The sequence below is a fragment of the Glutamicibacter halophytocola genome, from assembly GCF_001302565.1.
Taxonomy (GTDB): domain Bacteria; phylum Actinomycetota; class Actinomycetes; order Actinomycetales; family Micrococcaceae; genus Glutamicibacter; species Glutamicibacter halophytocola.
Genome location: NZ_CP012750.1, coordinates 2,055,776 through 2,075,186 on the forward strand (window position 1 = coordinate 2,055,776; position 19,411 = coordinate 2,075,186).

Sequence of the window (19,411 nt, forward strand, 5' to 3'; positions counted from 1 at the left end):
GATTGCCACTGGCTCATATGACTGAGCCGGACGCAATTCCTGCGGATCAACGTGGCCTAAGAAAACCGGCTGCTTTCCTTTGCAGCCCTACGATCCGCGGTATTCCCTCGGGAGGCGCACATATTGGGCACTCAACCGAAGCGATGCATCGCCTGGCGATCTGTTGTTTCAAAAGTCTGTCGTCGGGTTGAAAGCAGACTGTGGATCCGCGAACAACCATTTCCATTCTCTCATATTTAGTTCATGCCTTGTTCATTGCTTCTCATCCGTTGCACAGAATTGCTTCCTAAGATGAAAACGCTCGAAGCGGAATCTCCCGCTTTCCTACAAATTTATGGAATAGTCGAAACATGGTTTCATCACTAGAAAAGAGCCCCAACCCGGGCGTGTTGCCATGGTGGGCAAAGGATCGCGGTTTCGGGCTGGTTCTCATCGCCACAGGTTTCATTTCGTGGCTCGCAGCCGGAACTCTCGTTTTGGAACGCATCGAGCTCTACAAGAACCCCGACTACGTCACCAGCTGCGATATCAATCCATGGATCTCTTGCGGCACCGTGATGAGGTCGGAGCAGGCTGGAATCTTCGGATTCCCCAACCCGTTCTTCGGCATCGTCTGCTTCGCGATCGTCATCACCATCGGCGTGGTGCTGCTTGCCGGCGCGAACAAGCTGCAGCGCTGGTTCTGGATCTGCTTCCAGATTGGTGTTACCGCCGCCATGGGCCTGGTCATCTGGTTCTGGTCGCAAGCCCTCTACGAGATCAACGCGCTGTGCCCCTACTGCATGGTCGTGTGGGCCATGACCATACCGCTCTTTGTCTTCACTACGGCTCGCAATGTGGTCACGGGCGTGATCCCCGCTGGCGCAGCGGTGAAAAAGTTCTTCACCGAGTGGAGCTGGATTGTCACTGCCATCCTGTGGCTCTTGGTTGCAGCTACAGTGGTGCTTCGCTTCCCGAACGCATTTTTCGGCTAAGCCCCGCTATCGATTGCCGGTTCGTTGCCTTGGGAACGAACCGGCTTTTCTTTTGCCTGCAGCCATCGGATAGCTGTGCCAGCGCGTTTGATTTCCAGTGATTTGGCTGCGCGCGTCGCGATTTTGCCGTCCTTGCCCAGCTAAGACCGCTAGATTGGGAACATGGCAAGTGACAAATGGAACACAGAAAATGCCCAAAACTACGGGATCGATCTTCTGATCTCGGAACAACTGCGCCTGCGCGAACTCCAGGAAGATGATCTGCCTTTCCTCACGCAATGGTGGAACAGCCCGGAATTCATGGCACTGCAGGGAAGCCTGGTGCTCCCCCATCCGGTCAACGAAGCGGCCGCCCTCTTCAAGTCCCGAAGCCTGAATCGTGGCACCACCGACGGTGTTGGCCTATCGATCACCCTGCCCGACGACACGTTGATCGGGCACACCGCGCTATATGACTACAACGCGCCTGCCCGGTCCGCAGAACTCATGATCATGATTGGCGGATCAAATGTCGGACAGGGCTATGGAACCCTGGCCGCCAAGATGATCATTGACTACGGCTTCCGTGAAATGGGATTGAACCGCATTGGATTGACCGTCTGGGCCTACAACGAAAGGGCGCTGCGCACGTTCATCCGTTCCGGTTTCCGGGAAGAAGGGCGCATTCGGCAAGCCGGCTTCCATGACGGATCGTTCCACGACAAGATCATCATGGGGCTGCTCGCCGAGGAATATTTCAGAAAGTAGCGCCTAGCTCACGCCGTTCGGGCGTGCTGGCCGTCCGCGATCGCGGGCGGCCACTTCTTTTTGGCACGGCTGGGGAACCTCGGCACTGGAAGCCGATATTCAGCCTTGAGCTGGATTAAATCATCCTTTCGGTGTTGCCTGCGCAGCAGCCGAACTAGCTAGCCTAGTCTTAGAACTAATTATTACTAGCGACAAGGAGTAACCATGGCCCTTTTCCGCAAGGGTAAATCCCAAGCGCCGAAGAAACAGCACGCACCGGAAGCCATTCCAGCTTCGGCAACGGGCTCCACGCTGGCCGGCACGGAGGCAAAACCTGACTTCACGGTCAGCGGGCTGTGGACTGATCTTCTCGGCCGGCTGGGGATCCGCAGCGCCCAGCTGCTCGTTGTCGGCGCATTGGGCGCCTTCCTCGTCATCGGAATGCTGCGCTTGACGATGATCGTCATCCCCACCCTGCTCGCCGTGATCATCTCCTGCGCCCTGTGGCCGCTGGTAGTGAAACTGCGCAAGGTTTTCTCGCCGATGCTCTCGGCCTGGATCGTGTTCCTCGGTTCATTGCTGATTCTCGGTGGAATCGGCACCGGATTGGTCTTCTCCGTTATTAACGAGTGGCCAAAACTCGTTGACAAAGCCGTCCAGGGTTTCAATCAGCTCAACGACATGGTCCAGGACCTGATGGGCAATTTGCCGATCGCGATTGACCAAGCGCAGATCGATAGCGTTGTTGACACGGTCACCGGCTTCTTGACCAGCTCGCAGTTCGGAACTGGTGCGCTGAACACCCTTAGCGCAGCCGGAAGCTTCCTCACAGGCCTGGTACTGCTGCTGGTCATCCTGTTCTTCTTCTTGAAGGACGGCGACAAGATTTGGGCCTTTGCTGTTTCATGGACTCCTGAGCATTACCGCCACAAGTGGATCCTCTCAGGAGACCGGGCCCTGCGCACCTTTGGCGGGTACATTCGCGGCACCGCTACCGTTGCTGCCGTAGACGCCATTGGCATCACGGCGACCCTGCTGATCGTCCGCGTGCCGCTGGCGATTCCGTTGGGCATTATCGTGTTCCTCGGTTCGTTCGTGCCCATGGTTGGAGCCACGGTCGCCGGTGTTCTTGCGACCTTGATTGCCCTGGTAACCAACGGGCCCATCGTTGCCTTGATTGTCCTGGCGTCCGTGATTCTGGTGAACCAGCTTGAAGGAAACTTCCTGCAGCCGGTCGTCATGGCCAGCGCCCTGAACCTGCACGCATTGGTGGTCTTGATGGCCTTGACCGCAGGCACTGTCCTGGCCGGCATCGTTGGCGCCGTGCTTTCGGTTCCGCTGGTTGCCGCATCGTGGGCAGTGATCAAGGTCTGGACGGGTCGGGAAAGAAATGATCCGGTCCCTGATGCCAGTGCCGAGATCAAGTCGGAAGTTGAATCCGACCAAGACGAGAAGGCCCTCGAAAAGCTCGAGGCTGGCCAGGACAGCACTTCTGGGGAAGGCAAAGGCTAGCCGCGGCCCTCGATAGCTTGAAGAATATGGTGCTCCACAGATTCACAGCAGACACCCGGCTTGTTTCTGTGGAGCAAATTCTTTAAAACGCCAGATGCGATTGCTAGCATGATTTCGAAACGGGCTGATCCAGCGTAATTTGCGGCTGATCGGCTTTCGATTCATTCGCTGTCACAGCTCGAAATCAGCTGGATGGCGTTGTCACGGAAGTGCCCAGTGTGTTTAATGTGACTGAAGTGAAAACGGTTGACCGGCAGCACCCGGTCTTCTGCCGGGACGAGCTCTCACCCCGGACCCATAGCCCCGCAAAATAGCGGCCGATACGCAACAAGCCTGGAAGGACTGAGAATGTTGAGTTTCAGCAACGAGAACATGGACGATGATTTGTCGCACCTGGTCGACGCAACGGCAGGGCATCATCAGGTCGTCAGGATCGGCTCGGTCGAAGACCTCGGACGAAATTCGGTTCATGATCCTCAAACTTCCTACCCGCTTGTGGACCGCGCGGCCCAGGCTCCTGGGCCAGATGCCGAAAGCCTGGATGACTGGTACTGAAACCGGCATTAACGCGCGAAGAACCCCGACAGTTTTAAACTGTCGGGGTTCTTCGGCTTTTGGCTTACTTGCCGAACCAGATCGCAATCTCGCGCTCTGCGGACTCAGCCGAGTCTGAACCATGCACCAGGTTCTGCTGCACCTTCAGGCCCCAGTCGCGGCCGAAGTCGCCACGGATGGTGCCTGGAGCTGCGGTGGTTGGATCGGTCGTGCCAGCCAGCGAGCGGAAGCCCGGGATAACGCCCTGGCCCTCTGCGACGATGGCGACAACCGGGCCGGAGAGCATGAACTCGACCAGCGGCTCGTAGAATGGCTTGCCCTCGTGCTCGGCGTAGTGCTCGGCCAGGAGCTCACGAGTTGCTTCCAGCTGCTGCAGCTTGGCAATGGTGTAGCCCTTGGCTTCAATGCGGGCGAGAATCTGGCCGGTCAGGGCGCGCTTGACGCCATCTGGCTTGACCAGGATCAGGGTACGTTCAGTCATTTGACTACCTCTTCGTATCGTTGATGTATTTCTAGGTTTTCAGGCTTGTTCGGGATGGGCTTGTTCCCAGGCTTCCTGGGCTGCGGCACGGCGCTTATTTTCCACGTCGATTTCTTCGCCCTTGTACAAGGCGTACCACCAGCACAGCGCAAAGGCGGCGGCCAGGTAGAACATGTCCACGAGAATGAATCCCGTGAGGAAGAAGACCGCCTGCAGAATCCAGCCGATGATGTAGCCGATTTTCTTGCCGAGCAAGGCACAGTTCAGGATGCACAACAGTGCAACCACAGCGCCGAGGGCGAGGACGACCACCGGCTCTCCCCCGCGCTTCAGCCCAAAGGCAGCAAGCGTGACGAATACTGCCAGGAGCGCCTCGCAGACCAGGACGGTTGACGCGAACATCATCTTGGTCGAGCGCAGCTTCTTTTTCATGCCCGGACGCCACTCGCGCTGGGCACGGGTGAGTTTGGCCATTAGGAGTCGCCTTTCTTGAGCAGCAGGGAAATCTCGCCCACCAGTGTAATCGAACCGGTGACCAGCACGCCCCCACCGAGGTCCTCGCCAGCTTCGGCTCGGCCCACCGACCACTCCACCGCGTCTTCCAGATCCTCGGTCACGTGGATATCTTCTTCAGGCCATCCGGCATTCATGGCCAGATTGGCCAATTCGCCGGCAGGGATAGCTCGCGGCGACGAGGACTGGGTGATGCACAGATCTTCGACCATATCGCCGTACTCCTCGCGCATGGTGTAGAGCATTGCTTCTGCGTCCTTCTCCGCCAGGATGCCAACCATCAGAACCAGCCGGGTAAAGCCGAAGGATTCCTTGATGGCTTCCGCGGAGACGCGAATGCCTTCCGGGTTGTGGCCGGCATCAACCAGAATGCTCGGCGCGCTGCGCACCAGTTCCAGCCGGCCCGGGCTGGAAGCCGCTGCGAAGCCCTGGCGCACCAATTCAATGTTCAGCTCGCGCTGCCCGCCGCCCAGGAAGGCCTCCACCGCAGCCAGGGCGACGGTGGCGTTCTGCGCCTGGTGGGCACCGAAGAGCGGCAGGAAAATCTCTTCATAGCGTGCGGCCTGGCCCTGAATCGAAAGCAGCTGTCCGCCAACTCCGGACTTCCGCTCCAAGAGCTTGAAGTCCAAGGTGTCGAACGCGGCCGGCACTTCCAGTTCTCGGGCGCGGGCCAGCAAGACATCGGCTGCATCCGTGGGCTGCACCGAGGAAACCAGGTATCCGCCGGGCTTGAGAATGCCCACCTTTTCCTCGGCAATCAGCTCAGTGGTATCGCCCAGCAGGTCCGTGTGGTCCAGGGAGATCGGAGTGAACACCGAGACATCCGCATCGGCCACGTTGGTGGCGTCGGTGATGCCGCCCAGGCCGACTTCGAGCACCACAACATCGACCGGGACTTCGGCGAAAATCGCGAAGGCCAAAATGGTGACTGCTTCGAAGTATGTCAGCTTGTTTTCGCCGCGCTCCACGAGCTCGGCGTCAACAATCTCCAAGAACGGGCTGATCTCGTCCCAAACGCGCACGAACGTTTCATCGTCCACAGGCTCGCCATCGATGGCGATGCGCTCGGTGACCGAGACCAGGTGCGGCGAGGAGTAGCGGCCGGTGCGCAGGTCATGGGCGATGAGCAGCGACTCGATCATCCGGGCGGTCGAGGTCTTGCCGTTGGTGCCGGTGATGTGGATGACAGGGCAGGCCTTGTTCGGCTCGCCAAGGATCTCCATCGCGCGGAACATCGGATCCATGCGCGGTTCCATCTTGTTTTCCGGCGCGCGGGCCAGCAGCTGCCCGTAGACGCGGTCCAGTTCGCTCACTAGTTGACCTCAACTTTGTCGGAATCCAGCTTGGATACGGTGATCTGCTCGTCGGCGGCGGCATCATCGGCCACCAGTTCCAGCTGCGCGGTCAGCGTTTCGCCGGCCACCAGCTCGCGGTTGGCTTCCAGAGCCGCGATGGTCGCGGCGTTGGCGGTGATCACGGTGCGGATGCGATCGGAAACCTGCAGGTCGGCGTCCTTGCGGGCCGACTGGATGGCGCGGATCATGTCGCGCGCAGTGCCTTCGGCGGCCAGTGCCCCGGTCACCTCGGTGTCCAGCACCAGGAATCCGCCGTCGATGACCGCCGCGGCGATCTCGCCGGCCGCGTCCACCACGGTATCCAGGGTGTATTCGCCCTCTGCCAATTCCAGGCCGCCGGCGGTGACCACGCCATTGGCTACCGACCAGTCCCCGGACTTGGCGCCCTTGATGGCCTGCTGCACGTTCTTGCCCAATCGGGGGCCTGCAGCGCGGGCGTTGACTACCAGCTGCTGGCTGATGCCGTAGCTGGCGGCGTCCACGCCTTCGGCGTCGATCAGGGTCACGGCCTTCAGGTTCAGCTCGTCCTTGATGATCGAGGCGTAGGTGCCTTCCAGCCGGGCCGCATCGTTCAGGACGATCTTCAGTTCTGCCAGTGGCAGGCGCACGCGCAGGTTCTTGGCCTTGCGCAGCGAGGAGCCGACCGAGCAGATCTTGCGGGTGGTTTCCATGGTTTCCAGCAAGGAAGCATCGGCCGGGAACTCGTTGGCATCTGGCCAGTCGGTCAGGTGCACCGAGCGCTGGCCGGTGAGCCCGCGGAAAATCTCTTCGCTGGCCAGCGGCAGCAGCGAAGCGGTGACCTTCACCAGGGTTTCCAGCGCGGTGTACAGGGTGTCGAAGGCCTGGGTGTCTTCGTCGAAGAAGCGCTGGCGGGAACGGCGCACGTACCAGTTGGTCAGCGTGTCCATGTACTGGCGCACTGCTTCGGTCGCGTCGGAAACCTCGTAGGAATCCAGGGCAACGGTGACTTCGCGCACCAGCTGGCCGGTGGCTGCCAGCATGTACTTATCCAGCGGATCGGTGGAGCTGGTGGAGCGCTTGGCCTCGTAGCCGGCCCCATTGTTCGCGGAGTTGGTGTAGAGGTTGAAGAAGTGCCAGACGTTCCACAGCGGCAGCAGCACCTGGCGCACGCCGTCGCGGATGCCCTGCTCGGTGACCACCAGGTTGCCGCCGCGCAGGATCGGGCTGGCCATCAGGAACCAGCGCATGGCGTCGGAGCCGTCGCGGTCCAGGACCTCGGTGACGTCCGGGTAGTTGCGCAGCGACTTGGACATCTTCTGGCCATCCGAGCCGAGCACGATGCCGTGGGAGATCACGTTGGTGTAGGCCGGGCGGTCGAAGAGCGCGGTGGAGAGCACGTGCATGGTGTAGAACCAGCCACGGGTCTGGCCGATGTACTCCACGATGAAGTCAGCCGGGTGGTGTCCCCCATCGAACCAGTCCTGGTTGTCGAATGGGTAGTGCACCTGGGCGTAGGGCATCGAGCCGGAGTCGAACCAGACATCGAGCACGTCTTCCACGCGCACCAGGGTGCCGCCTTCGGCGCAGCCCTCATGGGCGAGTGTCAGCTCGTCGATGAACGGGCGGTGCAGATCCGGTTGCCCCTCATGGTTGACCGGCAGGCGTCCGAAGAAGTTCTTGATCTCTTCAAGCGAGCCGAAGACTTCGCGGTGGGTGCACTCGTCGCCGGTGCATTCCCAGACCGGGATCGGCGAGCCCCAGTAGCGGTTGCGCGAGATGGACCAGTCGCGGGCGTTTTCCAGCCACTTGCCGAACTGGCCGTGCTTCACGTTGCCCGGGATCCAGTTGATCTGCTCGTTCAGCTCGACCATGCGGTCCTTGAACTTGGAGACCTCGACATACCACGAGGAGATCGCGCGGTAGATCAACGGGGTGCGGCAGCGCCAGCAGTGCGGGTAGGAGTGCTCGTAGGAGGCCTGCTTGATGAGCTTGGCCTCGTCCTTGAGCACATTGGTGATGGTCTTGTTGGCGTCGAAGACCTGCACGCCGACGATCTCGGCCAGCGGGCCGGAGGCAAAGACCGGAAGGAACTTGGCGCCCTCATCCACCGAGAGGATCACCGGGATGCCGTGCTCTTCGCAGACCTTCTGGTCGTCCTCGCCGTAGGCCGGAGCCTGGTGGACGATGCCGGTGCCGTCGGCCACGGTGACGTAGTCGGCGGTGAGGATCTGCCAGGCGTTCTGCGTGCCGTACTTCTCGGTGTCGGTGTAGGTATCCCACAACGGCTGGTAGCGCACGCCAGCCAGCTGGGCACCGGTGTAGCTGGCGGTGATCGCCGCGGCAGCTTCCTTGGCATCCTTGTAGCCCAGGTCCTTGGCGTAGGAGCCGAGCAGGTCCTTGGCCAGCAGGAATGGGCCGGCGGCGGCCGAAGCCTTCACGCCAGCTTCCCCGGCAGGAACCACCACGTACTCGATGGATGGGTGCACGGCCAGCGCGGCGTTGGTCGGCAGGGTCCATGGGGTGGTGGTCCAGGCCAGGGCCTGCACGCCGGCCAGGGCCTGGGAGGCCTCGGTTTCGCCGGCAAGGATGGTGAAGCCCACGGTGACGGTCTGGTCCTGGCGGTTCTTGTAGACGTCGTCGTCCATGCGCAGCTCATGGTTGGACAGCGGGGTTTCGTCCTTCCAGCAGTATGGGAGCACGCGGAAGCCCTGGTAGGTCAGGCCCTTGTCCGAGAGCTGCTTGAAGGCCCAGATGACCGATTCCATGAACTCGACGTTCAGCGTCTTGTAGTCGTTTTCGAAGTCGACCCAGCGAGCCTGGCGGTTCACGTACTGCTTCCACTCGTCGGCGTATTTCATTACCGAGGTGCGGCAGGCATCGTTGAACTTGTCGATGCCCATGGCTTCGATCTGCTTCTTGTCGGTCATGCCCAGCTGCTTCATGGCTTCCAGCTCGGCGGGCAGGCCGTGGGTGTCCCAGCCGAAGCGGCGCTCGACGCGTTTGCCGCGCTGGGTCTGGTAGCGGGCGACCAGGTCTTTGACGTAGCCGGTGAGCAGGTGGCCGTAGTGCGGCAGCCCGTTGGCAAAGGGAGGGCCATCGTAGAAGACGAATTCTTCGCCCTCGCGCTGGTCGATGGAGGCCTGGAAAGTGTCGTCGTTCTTCCAGTATTCGAGGACGCGCTTCTCAAGTTCAGGGAAGCGCGGTGAAGCCGGGGTCGAACCGGTTGGGTCAGTAGTGACCTTCGGGTAGAAGCTCATCGAATGGGCCGTCCTTCAAGCGTAGGGTCGATAATTCCTTGCCTACGAGGACGGCAGTTAAGCCGCGGTACCACCCCGCTTATCCCCCACCAGATGGTGGAGAACCACTTATCATCAGCTGTGACGGGCTGGTCCCGTTCGGTTCTACTAGGTGGTTCCCGTCAATGCGGAACACTGTTCTTCCGAAGACTCGCCGGTGATAGCCGGGTCAAAGTCGCAGTCCTTATATCGTACCGCGTGATGCCCGTGGTGGACATTCACCAGAATCCCAGGGATCGCAAGTGAGTTCAGGCTCACAGCAACCTGACTGGAAAACCCAAAACAACAATCCCTGCATTTTCAGAATAGCGCGTTGAGGGGGCCTTGCCGCAAGGCCCCGCATATGGTCCATAATCGATATCTTCGCCACGAAAGCCAGCCACTTCAGGGAGCCCGCGTGCCTGCCAAAACCTCAAATACCAGCTACTTCGATGCCGTCCAGCCAAGTCCATCATCAGAGAGCCCTGCTAATACCGAACAAGACCAGCAACGGCTCTGCGAAATCGCAGCGCGGATTGAGCAGCTCCGTGCCGAATTGATCGAGCGCATCGCCGCACGAGGAAAAGACCAGGCCGGCATTCTGCAGCAATCCCTTGAACGCGATGTCGAACTCGGTGAATTGGCTCGGCGGTTGCGCCAGCTAGATCGCATGGGCCCATACGCCTGCTTGGGATTCATGGAACTGGCTGAGACCGGCGAGCGCCTCTACGTGGGCCGCCTGGGCTTGAGCGATGAACACGGCAAGCAGCTGATGATTGATTGGCGCGCCCCGGCAGCAGAACCGTTTTTCGCTGCGACGCACGAAAAGAATTACGGCCTGGCGATACGCCGTCGCTATCGTTGGCGCCGGCAACGCATTTCCGACTATTGGGACGAAGTGTTCGATTCTTCCCAGCTGGCTTCCCATGCCCGCTTGGATGACCACTCATCATTTCTTGCGTCCCTTGGCAGCAAGCGTTCACCAAAAATGCAGGACGTGCTTTCCACCATCCAGTCGGATCAAGATGCAATCATCCGAAGCGGCTCGCAAGGCGCCTTGGTCGTGGATGGAGGACCTGGTACCGGCAAGACGGTGGTTGCCCTGCATCGCGCAGCTTATTTGCTGTACGCGGATCCGCGGCTTCGCAGCCAAGGTGGCAGAATTTTGGTGGTCAGCCCGCATGAAGCCTATTCCGCCTATGTCTCTGACATTCTTCCGAATCTCGGTGAGGACGAAGTGCTCATTTCAACGCTTTCGAATATAGTTTCGAATGGCGATGGCGTGCTTGTGGAACCGGACCAAGAAGTCCACCGCATAAAATCCAGCTTGTCAATGCTGGACACAATCAAGCGGGCAGTGCTGGTCTTTGAAGAACCGCCTTCCGCCGACGTGCTCATCGACCTTGCAGAAGCTCAAGCCACCGTGACATCGCAGCTGTGGCGCGATGCCGCTGCCATGATTGATCACGATACCCCGCACAATGAAGCACGCATCCAATTGCGCGAAGCCCTCATAGACCAGCTGCTTCCCCAAGTTGCCAGTGCCGATGACGATGAGCCGCTGCTGCGCGCAGAGTTGGCGCGAAGTACAGCGCTGAACGGGTTGCTAGATGAGCACTGGCCCGTGTTGGATCCGCTCAATCTGCTCAAGGCCCTGTATTCGACGCCAGCGCTGCTCCGCTATAGCGGCCGAGAACTCGGCAGTGAAGAAATTGAAAAGCTGCTGGCAAATCCGGCAGCCGGGGCATGGACCGCATCAGATATCCCCCTGATTGACCTTGCCCGCTTCCTCATTGGCGACCCGCACAGCGAATCGAAACATCTCGATGAGCAATCGCGCATAGCTGCCGAGCGCAAGCGGTGGAAAAACGTGATTGATGACCTGATGGCTTCGGCTGACGACAAGGAAGACCTGTCGTCCCAGCTCATGCACCAAGACCTTCAGGAGCGACTGCTTGCCCAGGGCCTGGAGAGCCATGTGGCCTCAGGCGGCTACAGTGGACCTTTTTCACATGTCATCATCGATGAAGCGCAAGATTTGACCGATGCCCAGTGGGCGATGATCCAAAGGCGCTGCCCCTCAGGAAGCCTGACCATTGTGGGCGACAGGGCCCAGGCCGTCGACGGCTTCAGGATGACATGGGAACAGCGGCTGGCCCAGGTTGGCATTCGCGACATCACCGTATCCCCGCTACACGTCAACTACCGAGGTACCGCGCAGATCATGGAAGCTGCCGCAGAGCAGATCCTGGCCCACATGCCAGAAGCGAACGTGCCGCGATCATTGCGCCTAGACGGTGCGCCAGTAAAGTACGCCCGGCCCACAGAACTCGGAACAATTCTGGATCATTGGCTGGCCGAGAATGCCCAGGGCACGGCAGCCGTCATCGGTGCCCCTGACTTCCGTGCGCCCAGCAGGGTCAGCGTGCTATCGCCGGAGAACGCCAAGGGGCTGGAATTCGACCTGGTACTCGTCTGCCAGCCACAGTCCTTCGGAACAGGCTTGGGCGGCGCTGTCCGCAGGTACGTGGCCATGACCCGGGCAACAGCTCAACTGGTGGTGCTTACCGAGCAATAGGCAACGTACCCTTTAGGTAGGCTGGCATCCATGAGTACTACGGAGCCACGATCGGTTCAGACCCAGAATCAGCAGCACTCCTTGGCCTCGCCAAGGGTGCTGCGCTGGGGACAGCATCTGGTGACGGCCATCCTGCTTGTCATCGCGCTGCTGCGACAAGTTTCGGCGCAAGACAATGCGCTGCCGGCAATTCTCATCTCGCTGCTCTTCGCCGCCTGGTACAGCGCAGGATTCATCCCGCATGCCAAGAACAGGATCTTCCCCAAACCCACGTGGTGGTTGGCGCTCCTGCTGGGAATCTGGATAGCAAGCCTCTTGATTTCGGCTGAATTCATGTGGCTAGCCTTCAGCCTTTGGCTGCTCATAGGACACCAGCTGCCATTCCTGTCTTCAGTGCTGTGGTCCGTCGTGGTTTATGCCTTTACCTTGCTCGCACCCTACCTGCACCACGCACAGCTCAGCCTTGCGTCCGCAGCCGGTCCATTGGTCGGAGGCCTTTTTGCCTGGGGCATTTCGCGAGGCTACCTGCAGATGGAGCGGGACGCCCAAGAACGCACGTCCTTGGTCAATTCATTGATGAGAGCCCAACAGGAAATGGCCGCGCTCCAAGAGGATTTGGCCCGGTCCCAGCATGAAGCAGGAATCGCGGCCGAGCGCACACGCCTAGCCCGGGAAATCCACGACACTATCGCCCAGCAGCTATCGTCCATCGGCTTGCATGCCAAGGCCGCCACGGGCGCCAGCAACGCCGGTGCGGCGCAAGAGGCGCTGCAACGAATCGACCAGCTCTCCGCGCAGGCACTCAACGACCTGCGCAGAATCATTGCCGCCCTGGCACCTGCTGAACTTGATTCGCAGGCGCTCGCCGGAGCCCTTTCTCGCGTCCTTGAGAACTTCAGCAGCGACTCCGGTGTTGAATCCGCTTTGGATATTGAGCCTGGATTGCCGCTGTTGGACCCCAGTGTTCAAATTGCCCTGTTGAGGACCGCCCAGTCGGCGCTGTCCAATGTTCGCCGGCATGCGCAAGCCACAAAGGTCGTCGTGAGCTTGAGTTTCAGCGATGACGAGGTACGCCTGGATATCGTGGATGACGGTATTGGCTTCACTCCCCCGGCCGGCCGGCTATTGCCAAATACGCAGGTGGGAGGCTTTGGCCTCACGGCGATGAACCGACGCCTCATTGAACTTGGCGGCGGACTGGAAGTGGAAAGCGCTGCTGGAGACGGCACCGCCTTGTGCGCCCATCTGCCTCTTCGGGTACTAAAGGACAAACCATGATCCGCATCCTGTTGGTGGACGATCACCCGATTGTTCGCACCGGGTTGAGAGCGCTTTTCGAAAATTACGGCGATATCCAGGTCGTGGGCGAAGTTTCCACCGGAGAAGAAGCCGTTGAATTCGCCAAAGATCAGCAAATTGACGTTGTGCTCTGTGACCTGAGACTGGGTTCAGGGATGAATGGCGCCCAGACAACGGCAAGCATCAGACGGCTGCCCCGCGCGCCACAGGTGCTGATCTTGACTACTTTTGACAAGGATGCGGAGATTCTGGCGTGCATTGAGGCCGGCGCCTGCGGTTACCTGCTCAAGGACGTCAGCGCCCAAACCATCGTCGAGTCCTTGCGCCAAGCTGCCGCGGGTCTCATGGTTCTGGCCCCGGAAATGACCCGCCGTGTGGTTGAAGGCATGCGCCGGCCCAAAGCGGAGCTGACCGCACGAGAGCGCGATGTTCTCGTGCAGCTGGCAACCGGGGCCGGCAACAAGCAAATCGCCAAGTCCTTGTTTGTCTCTGAAGCGACGGTCAAAACGCACTTGGTGCACATTTTCGACAAGCTTCAGGCGAGGACACGGACCGACGCAATTAATAAAGCCCGCGAGGCCGGTTTGCTGTAGCGTCGATTATCGTGTGGCCGACACGCCAGAGGTGCTCTCAACCTTTCGGTTGATCTTTTATTCACCTCATTCCACGATGGCTGAACCCGTAAATTCTCGTTGACTGGAACTATGAAAGTTCCAGTTATCTCCCGGGTCGGCGATTCGCTGACCAGCCGCCGCGGTGCCCGCATGTGGGCCGCCGCAGTTTTTGCAGTGATCCTGGTGCTCTTCGGAGCCCTGAGCAGCATCCAGGCTCCCGCCCGTTCGGCCAGTTCCCTGGTCGACGGCTCGGATTCGGCGCAGGTCGCCGAACTGCTGGAGGCCAACACCACCGATTCTCAGAGCTCGGCCCTGCTGGTGGCCAACCGCCCCGATGGCCAGGTCTTGGGCAACGCCGACATGGCGTCCCTGGACCAGCGCAGCACGGCACTGAGCCACGACGTCGGGGTCACCGCAGGACGCACCTTGGCCAGCGAGGACCAGCAGGCAGCGATGGTTCCGCTGACCTGGGGCACGGTCTCAGATCAGGCCGATCGTGAGAAGCTCAGCGAGATCCGCGACTGGGTCCAGGACCATCGCGCCGATGGGATGGCGCTGCAGGTCACAGGTTCCACCGCATTCGCGGTGGACATCACCAATGCCTTCGCGGGGGCTGATTTCACCCTGCTGGCCGTGACCGTCGGCATCGTGGCAGTCCTGCTGATCCTCACCTACCGTTCGCCGGTGCTCTGGCTGATCCCGCTGGTCGTGATTGCCATCGCCGATCGCAGCGCCTCGCTGGTAGCCAATTTGCTGGGCAACGCCTTCGATCTGCACTTCGACTCCGGGGTGCTCAGCGTTTTGGTCTTCGGCGCGGGCACCAATTACGCCTTGCTCCTGATCTCCCGCTATCGCGATGAGCTGCACAAAAGCGCCGATCATCGCCAGGCGCTATCCAGGGCGTGGGCATCCAGCTTTGAAGCCATCCTGACTTCCAACCTGACCGTGGTTTTGGCGCTGCTCACTCTGGGGCTGGCTGCCATGGAAGATACCCGCGGTTTGGGTATCGTTTGCGCCGCTGGCTTGCTGATCGCTGCGGTCTTCGCGCTATTCCTCCTGCCTCCGGTCTTGGCCATGTGCGGCCGCAATGCCTTCTGGCCTTTGATTCCTCGTCCAGATCAGGAAGCCAAGAAGGAAAACTTCTTCGGTCGTGCCGCTCGTTCTGTGATGAACCGCCCGGGACTGAACCTCGCGGCGCTGGCGGTTTTGCTCCTGGTTCTTGCCGGTGCGCTGACCGGGACGCGCATTGGCTTGGACCAGGCCCAGCAGTTCCGCACGGCCACCGAATCAACCAACGCCATGCAGACTCTCGCTGAGCACTTCCCCGCCGGTGAAACACAGCCGATCACGGTATTGGCGCAAGACATCGATACCGAGGTACTGCGCCATGATCTCTCAAGCGTCGCGAACGTCAAGCGTGTGGGCGAGGTCCATCAGCTCGGGAAGACCGCGTGGCAGCAGTTCACCGTCATTCCGGCTGTAGATCCCAGCTCCGCCCACGCCCAGGATCTGGTGGAAGATCTGCGAGATACCGCGGCAGCAATCGGCAGAGGACAGGTGCTGGTGGGCGGGCAGAGCGCCGAACAGCTGGATTCCCACCAGATGCACTTGCGCGACTTGTACCTCGTTGCCCCGCTAATCATGGCCATCTGCTTCGTGATGCTCGGCTGGCTCACCCGCTCGTGGCGCACCGCCTTGGCCTTGGGGTTGGCAAATCTGCTCAGCGCTGCCGCTGCTGTTGGCCTCGGCTCCCTGGTTTCCTCGATAGTCTTCGAGGCTGACGCACTGGATGTCCAAGTGCCGCTCTTGGCCTTCGTCTTCCTGGTAGCCCTTGGCGTGGACTACACGATATTCCTGACGCAGCGTGTGCGCCAAGACGCACAGGCACTGGATCTGCGTGAGGCGGTCGTCATGGCTGCTAGCCGCACGGGATCAGTCATTACCAGTGCCGGACTCGTGTTGGCTGGCGTGTTCGCGGCCCTGGCAACCTTGCCGCTGACGGTTCTGGGCCAGCTGGGCTTGATAGTCGGGCTCGGCGTCCTGCTCGATACTTTCGTGGTTCGAACACTGATGCTGCCCGCGCTCTTCGCTGTCCTGGGCTCAGGAAAGCATCCAATCTTTGGCAAAGCTTCCCCGCTCGCCAAGTCTTTTGCACAACCAGCCATTCAGAAAGAAAGCAAAATCGATGCGTAATCTCGTTAATTTCTCCTTCGCCTACATGCTCCTCGGCGTTGCTTCAGGTCTTTTCTACCGCGAATTCACCAAGATCAATGGCTTCCCCGAGGGACAGTGGACCCAGCTTTCGGTGGTGCACACTCACCTGCTGGTTCTGGGCTTCATCATGCTGCTGCTGGTATTGCTGCTGGAGAAGTCCTTCGGGCTAAGCAAGCACCGCAAGCTCTTTGCCTGGTTCATGGGCACCTACAACGCAGGAGTAATCCTGACCGCGGGAATGCAGCTCACCCACGGCTCTATGACCGTACTAGGCATGGAGTCTTCCAAGATGATTTCGGGCGTCGCCGGTCTTGGCCACATGTCGATCACTGCAGGCATGATCTTGCTGTTCATCATGCTTCGCCGCAGCGTTAGAACACAAAGCCACGACGACAAGGTGCCATTCGCAGGCCGATAGCCCTTGCTGCTCTGCGCCCGGCATCCGTGCTGCCCAGGCCGACAGGGTCTGGGCAGCACGGATGCCGAATGCGCACGTTGAAGAAAAGTAGTGCATCTTCACGATCAGGCTGTTATAGATTGACGCAACAACTTTTTCGTCAGGAGCAGGTAAATGAGCCGCGAGCTATTCTCCATCGTCGATACCGAAACCACTGGGTTGTTTCCCGGCGGCAATGACCGGATCGCAGAAATCGCTATTGTGACGATGAACCGCGCAGGAGAAGTCGTAGGCTCCTGGGAAACCGTGGTCAATCCACAGCGAGATCTTGGGAAGCAGGCGATTCATGGAATCCAGAGCCGTGATCTTCTCGACGCGCCGACCTTTGGCCAACTGGCCGAAGAACTTCATTGGCGCTTGTCCGGCACTGTACTCGTAGGACACAACCTATCCTTTGACGCGCGTTTCTTGGATGCCGAGTTCCGCAAGGCAGGCGCTCCTGTTCCCGGGGACTTCTTATCCCAGGGCTTATGCACCATGCGCTTGTCCCATCGATATCTGCAAGGAGCCGGGCGTTCGCTCCAGGATTGCTGCGATTCATTTGGTATTGATTTGCAGCAAGCGCACAGTGCGTTCGGCGATGCATCGGCAACCGCAGTTTTGCTTTCCCGATACATGGAATTGGATCCAGACGAACCAGATTGGGACCACCGGCTGCATGCTGCCGCGGACAACCGCTGGTTTGATAATGTGCCGGCGCTTCGTGTTCCGGCGGTTGTTCGTTCACGGTCAACGGACAAGCCTGCGGGCCATTTCCTGGACAAGCTTGCGGCAACGCTTCCTGAATTCTCCGGCACCGAGACAGAAGAGAATTATCTAGCCATATTGGATCTGGCGCTCATGGATCGCTATCTCTCTGCGCACGAGGAAGCCCAGCTGCTGCAGACAGCTTCGGATATCGGCCTGGACAAGAAGGCCGCTTTGGCCCTTCACGAGCACTACTTCCAGCAGCTGGTTGCTGCTGCTTGGGCAGACGGTGTTCTGGCAGACGACGAAATTGCTGATCTTTCCAAGGTCCTCGCCCTGTTGGGATTGCCTGCACAAAAAATCAACGAAGCGAAAATTGCCCCAGCAGTTGCACAGTATCTGCCGAAAGGCGCTGCTCCTGCAAACAGCCACGAGGTTCCGCCCGGCTCCCTGGTCGTGCTCACGGGCGACATGTCACGCGCTCGGAGCGATATCGAGGAGCAGCTCGCCCGGGCGGGGTTCACTCCGCATCGCGCTGTCACCAAGAAGGTGGCGCTGCTGGTGGCAGCCGATCCCGATTCTCTGTCTGGAAAAGCCAAGAAGGCACGAGACTACGGCATACCGATCGTAGGCGAAGACTACCTGTGGAACGTGCTGCTCTGAGCACAGCCGAATACACCAATGGCGGTGGCTGCCAGCAAATTATTGCCAGCAGCCACCGCCATTGAGGTTCAGAGCCTGGGGTGAGACTTACAGGCTCTCAGCTAATTTTTTTGCGCGAGAGAATTCCATCATGGCCTCGCGCTCGACAACCTTGATTCGGTCACGGGTGATGTCACCGAAGCGAGTGGAGACGGTGCCTTCGGCTGCGCCGAGTTCCTTCTCGCGTTCATCCAGTGTCTTCCAGCCATCCCAATCCGAGAAGTCCACACCGCGGCTTTCAAGCAGCTCTGCGATCTGCTGCGAGGATTCAGGCTCAGCCAGCTGGGTCAGGTCCTCAAGCAGGTGGGTGATGGTCTCCAAGGCGTCGCCCTTGGTGTGGCCGATCAGGCCGATTGGGCCACGCTTGATCCAGCCAGTCGCGTAGAGGCCCGGAACGTGGGTTCCGGCAGCGTCAAGAACACGGCCTTCGATGTTTGGCAGTACACCCTTGGCGCCGTCGTACTCAATGTCGTCAACGGCCGAGCCGAAGTAGCCTACGGCGCGGTAGATGGCCTGCAGCGGGTATTCGACGAACTCGCCGGTGCCGCGGGCACCGCCGTTGCCGTCCAATTCGTTGCGTTCCACCTTCAGGCCGGTGACCTTGCCGTCTTCACCGAGAACCTCGACGGGCGACTGCAGGAAGTGCAGGTGCAGGCGGCGTGAAGCACTTGGTGCCTCTTCGCGTTCTTCCTGCTCAATGAGCCAGTTGGTCAAGGTCGAGACCATGGTCTTGGTCTGGTTATTGGTCTTCATGGCTTCGTCCGAAGCCTTGTCGAATTCGAAGTCCTCCGGGTACAGCACGATGTCTACATCCTTGGAGTGCGACAGTTCGCGCAGTTCCAGAGGGGTGAACTTCACCTGGGCTGGTCCGCGGCGGCCGAAGACGTGGACGTCGGTGACGGCCGAGTCGTTCAGCTGCTGGTAGATGTGCTCTGGGATTTCGGTCTCCAGCAGCTGGTCAGCGTGCTTGGAGAGAATGCGAGCGACGTCGAGGGCCACGTTGCCGTTGCCGATAACAGCAACTTCCTTGGCCGACAGGTCCCAGTTCTTGTCTGCATCCGGGTGCGCGTCATACCAGGAAACGAAGTCAGCGCCGCCGAAGGAGCCTTCGTAGTCGATGCCCGGGATGTTCAGGTCGGCGTCTTTCTGGGCGCCGGTGGAGATGATCACTGCATCGTAGCGTGCGTGCAGGTCGTCGAGGCTGATGTCTCGGCCCAGGCCGACATTGCCGTAGAAATTGATCCAGTCATTGTCGAGCACCTTGTGCAGCGCGTTGATAATGCCCTTGATGCGCGGGTGATCCGGGGATACGCCGTAGCGGATCAGGCCGAAAGGGGTGGGCAGCTCATCGAAGAGGTCGACGTGCAGTTTCAGTTGACCGCTGGAAACTGGCTGGCTCTTGTTCAGCAGGTCTGCTGCGTAGATGCCTGCAGGACCGGCGCCAACGATGGCCACGCGCAGTGCCCGGGAGGCCAGGTGATCAGGGACGATAATTTCACTCATCAAAC

The 19,411-nt window shown here is 60.0% G+C and carries 15 protein-coding genes; 10 read left to right on the plus strand and 5 right to left on the minus strand.

From position 1 onward, the window contains the following. The first annotated feature begins 350 nt into the window (after positions 1 to 350). From AOZ07_RS09460 to AOZ07_RS09475, 4 genes are all read left to right on the plus strand, one after another. Positions 351 to 974, plus strand: coding sequence for a vitamin K epoxide reductase family protein (locus tag AOZ07_RS09460; RefSeq protein WP_060701772.1), 624 nt, complete (start codon positions 351 to 353; stop codon positions 972 to 974). 162 nt (positions 975 to 1,136) lie between these two features. After that, complete coding sequence (locus AOZ07_RS09465; RefSeq protein WP_060701773.1) at positions 1,137 to 1,721, plus strand: GNAT family N-acetyltransferase; 585 nt, start codon at positions 1,137 to 1,139, stop codon at positions 1,719 to 1,721. 204 nt (positions 1,722 to 1,925) lie between these two features. Beyond that, complete coding sequence (locus tag AOZ07_RS09470) at positions 1,926 to 3,212, plus strand: AI-2E family transporter (protein ID WP_060701774.1); 1,287 nt, start codon at positions 1,926 to 1,928, stop codon at positions 3,210 to 3,212. Between the two features lie 348 nt (positions 3,213 to 3,560). Continuing rightward, the gene (locus AOZ07_RS09475; RefSeq protein ID WP_060701775.1) at positions 3,561 to 3,767 is read left to right on the plus strand and encodes a hypothetical protein; all 207 of its coding nucleotides are present in this window, start codon (positions 3,561 to 3,563) and stop codon (positions 3,765 to 3,767) included. Between the two features lie 64 nt (positions 3,768 to 3,831). Here the strand turns inward: AOZ07_RS09475 and ndk are convergent, their stop codons facing one another. The 4 genes from ndk to ileS are packed head-to-tail and all read right to left on the minus strand — an operon-like array spanning position 3,832 to position 9,334. Beyond that, complete coding sequence (gene ndk / locus AOZ07_RS09480; RefSeq protein ID WP_060701776.1) at positions 3,832 to 4,248, minus strand: nucleoside-diphosphate kinase; 417 nt, start codon at positions 4,246 to 4,248, stop codon at positions 3,832 to 3,834. A gap of 39 nt (positions 4,249 to 4,287) precedes the next feature. Then, positions 4,288 to 4,722 carry a DUF4233 domain-containing protein gene (locus tag AOZ07_RS09485; protein WP_060701777.1) on the minus strand — a complete coding sequence of 145 codons (435 nt, stop codon included), beginning with the start codon at positions 4,720 to 4,722 and terminating at the stop codon, positions 4,288 to 4,290. Next, the gene (locus tag AOZ07_RS09490; protein WP_244652681.1) at positions 4,722 to 6,017 is read right to left on the minus strand and encodes a bifunctional folylpolyglutamate synthase/dihydrofolate synthase; all 1,296 of its coding nucleotides are present in this window, start codon (positions 6,015 to 6,017) and stop codon (positions 4,722 to 4,724) included. Before AOZ07_RS09490 ends, AOZ07_RS09485 begins: the two co-directional genes overlap by 1 nt. A 56-nt stretch (positions 6,018 to 6,073) precedes the next feature. Then, entirely contained in the window at positions 6,074 to 9,334 is a 3,261-nt protein-coding gene (gene ileS / locus AOZ07_RS09495) for an isoleucine--tRNA ligase (RefSeq protein WP_060701779.1), read from the minus strand. Positions 9,335 to 9,770: 436 nt separating this feature from the next. Between ileS and helR the strand changes: the two genes are divergently transcribed. From helR to AOZ07_RS09525, 6 genes are all read left to right on the plus strand, one after another. Beyond that, positions 9,771 to 11,930 carry an RNA polymerase recycling motor ATPase HelR gene (gene helR / locus AOZ07_RS09500; RefSeq protein WP_060701780.1) on the plus strand — a complete coding sequence of 720 codons (2,160 nt, stop codon included), beginning with the start codon at positions 9,771 to 9,773 and terminating at the stop codon, positions 11,928 to 11,930. A 30-nt stretch (positions 11,931 to 11,960) separates the two neighbouring features. Continuing rightward, positions 11,961 to 13,208, plus strand: a complete 1,248-nt coding sequence (locus tag AOZ07_RS09505; RefSeq protein ID WP_075972470.1) for a sensor histidine kinase — start codon at positions 11,961 to 11,963, stop codon at positions 13,206 to 13,208. Continuing rightward, positions 13,205 to 13,822, plus strand: coding sequence for a response regulator (locus AOZ07_RS09510; protein WP_060701782.1), 618 nt, complete (start codon positions 13,205 to 13,207; stop codon positions 13,820 to 13,822). The genes AOZ07_RS09505 and AOZ07_RS09510 overlap by 4 nt, the downstream gene beginning before the upstream one ends. A gap of 111 nt (positions 13,823 to 13,933) precedes the next feature. Then, positions 13,934 to 16,036 (plus strand): MMPL family transporter, encoded by a 2,103-nt coding sequence (locus AOZ07_RS09515; RefSeq protein ID WP_060701783.1) that lies wholly within the window; start codon positions 13,934 to 13,936, stop codon positions 16,034 to 16,036. Continuing rightward, the gene (locus AOZ07_RS09520) at positions 16,029 to 16,475 is read left to right on the plus strand and encodes a DUF2871 domain-containing protein (RefSeq protein ID WP_060701784.1); all 447 of its coding nucleotides are present in this window, start codon (positions 16,029 to 16,031) and stop codon (positions 16,473 to 16,475) included. The genes AOZ07_RS09515 and AOZ07_RS09520 overlap by 8 nt, the downstream gene beginning before the upstream one ends. Before the next feature lie 153 nt (positions 16,476 to 16,628). Further along, complete coding sequence (locus AOZ07_RS09525; protein WP_060701785.1) at positions 16,629 to 17,864, plus strand: exonuclease domain-containing protein; 1,236 nt, start codon at positions 16,629 to 16,631, stop codon at positions 17,862 to 17,864. 87 nt (positions 17,865 to 17,951) lie between these two features. Here AOZ07_RS09525 and AOZ07_RS09530 read toward each other — a convergent pair whose 3' ends face one another. Next, on the minus strand, positions 17,952 to 19,406 hold the full coding sequence (locus tag AOZ07_RS09530; protein WP_060701786.1) for an FAD-dependent oxidoreductase: 1,455 nt from the start codon (positions 19,404 to 19,406) through the stop codon (positions 17,952 to 17,954). Between the last annotated feature and the right edge of the window lie 5 nt (positions 19,407 to 19,411).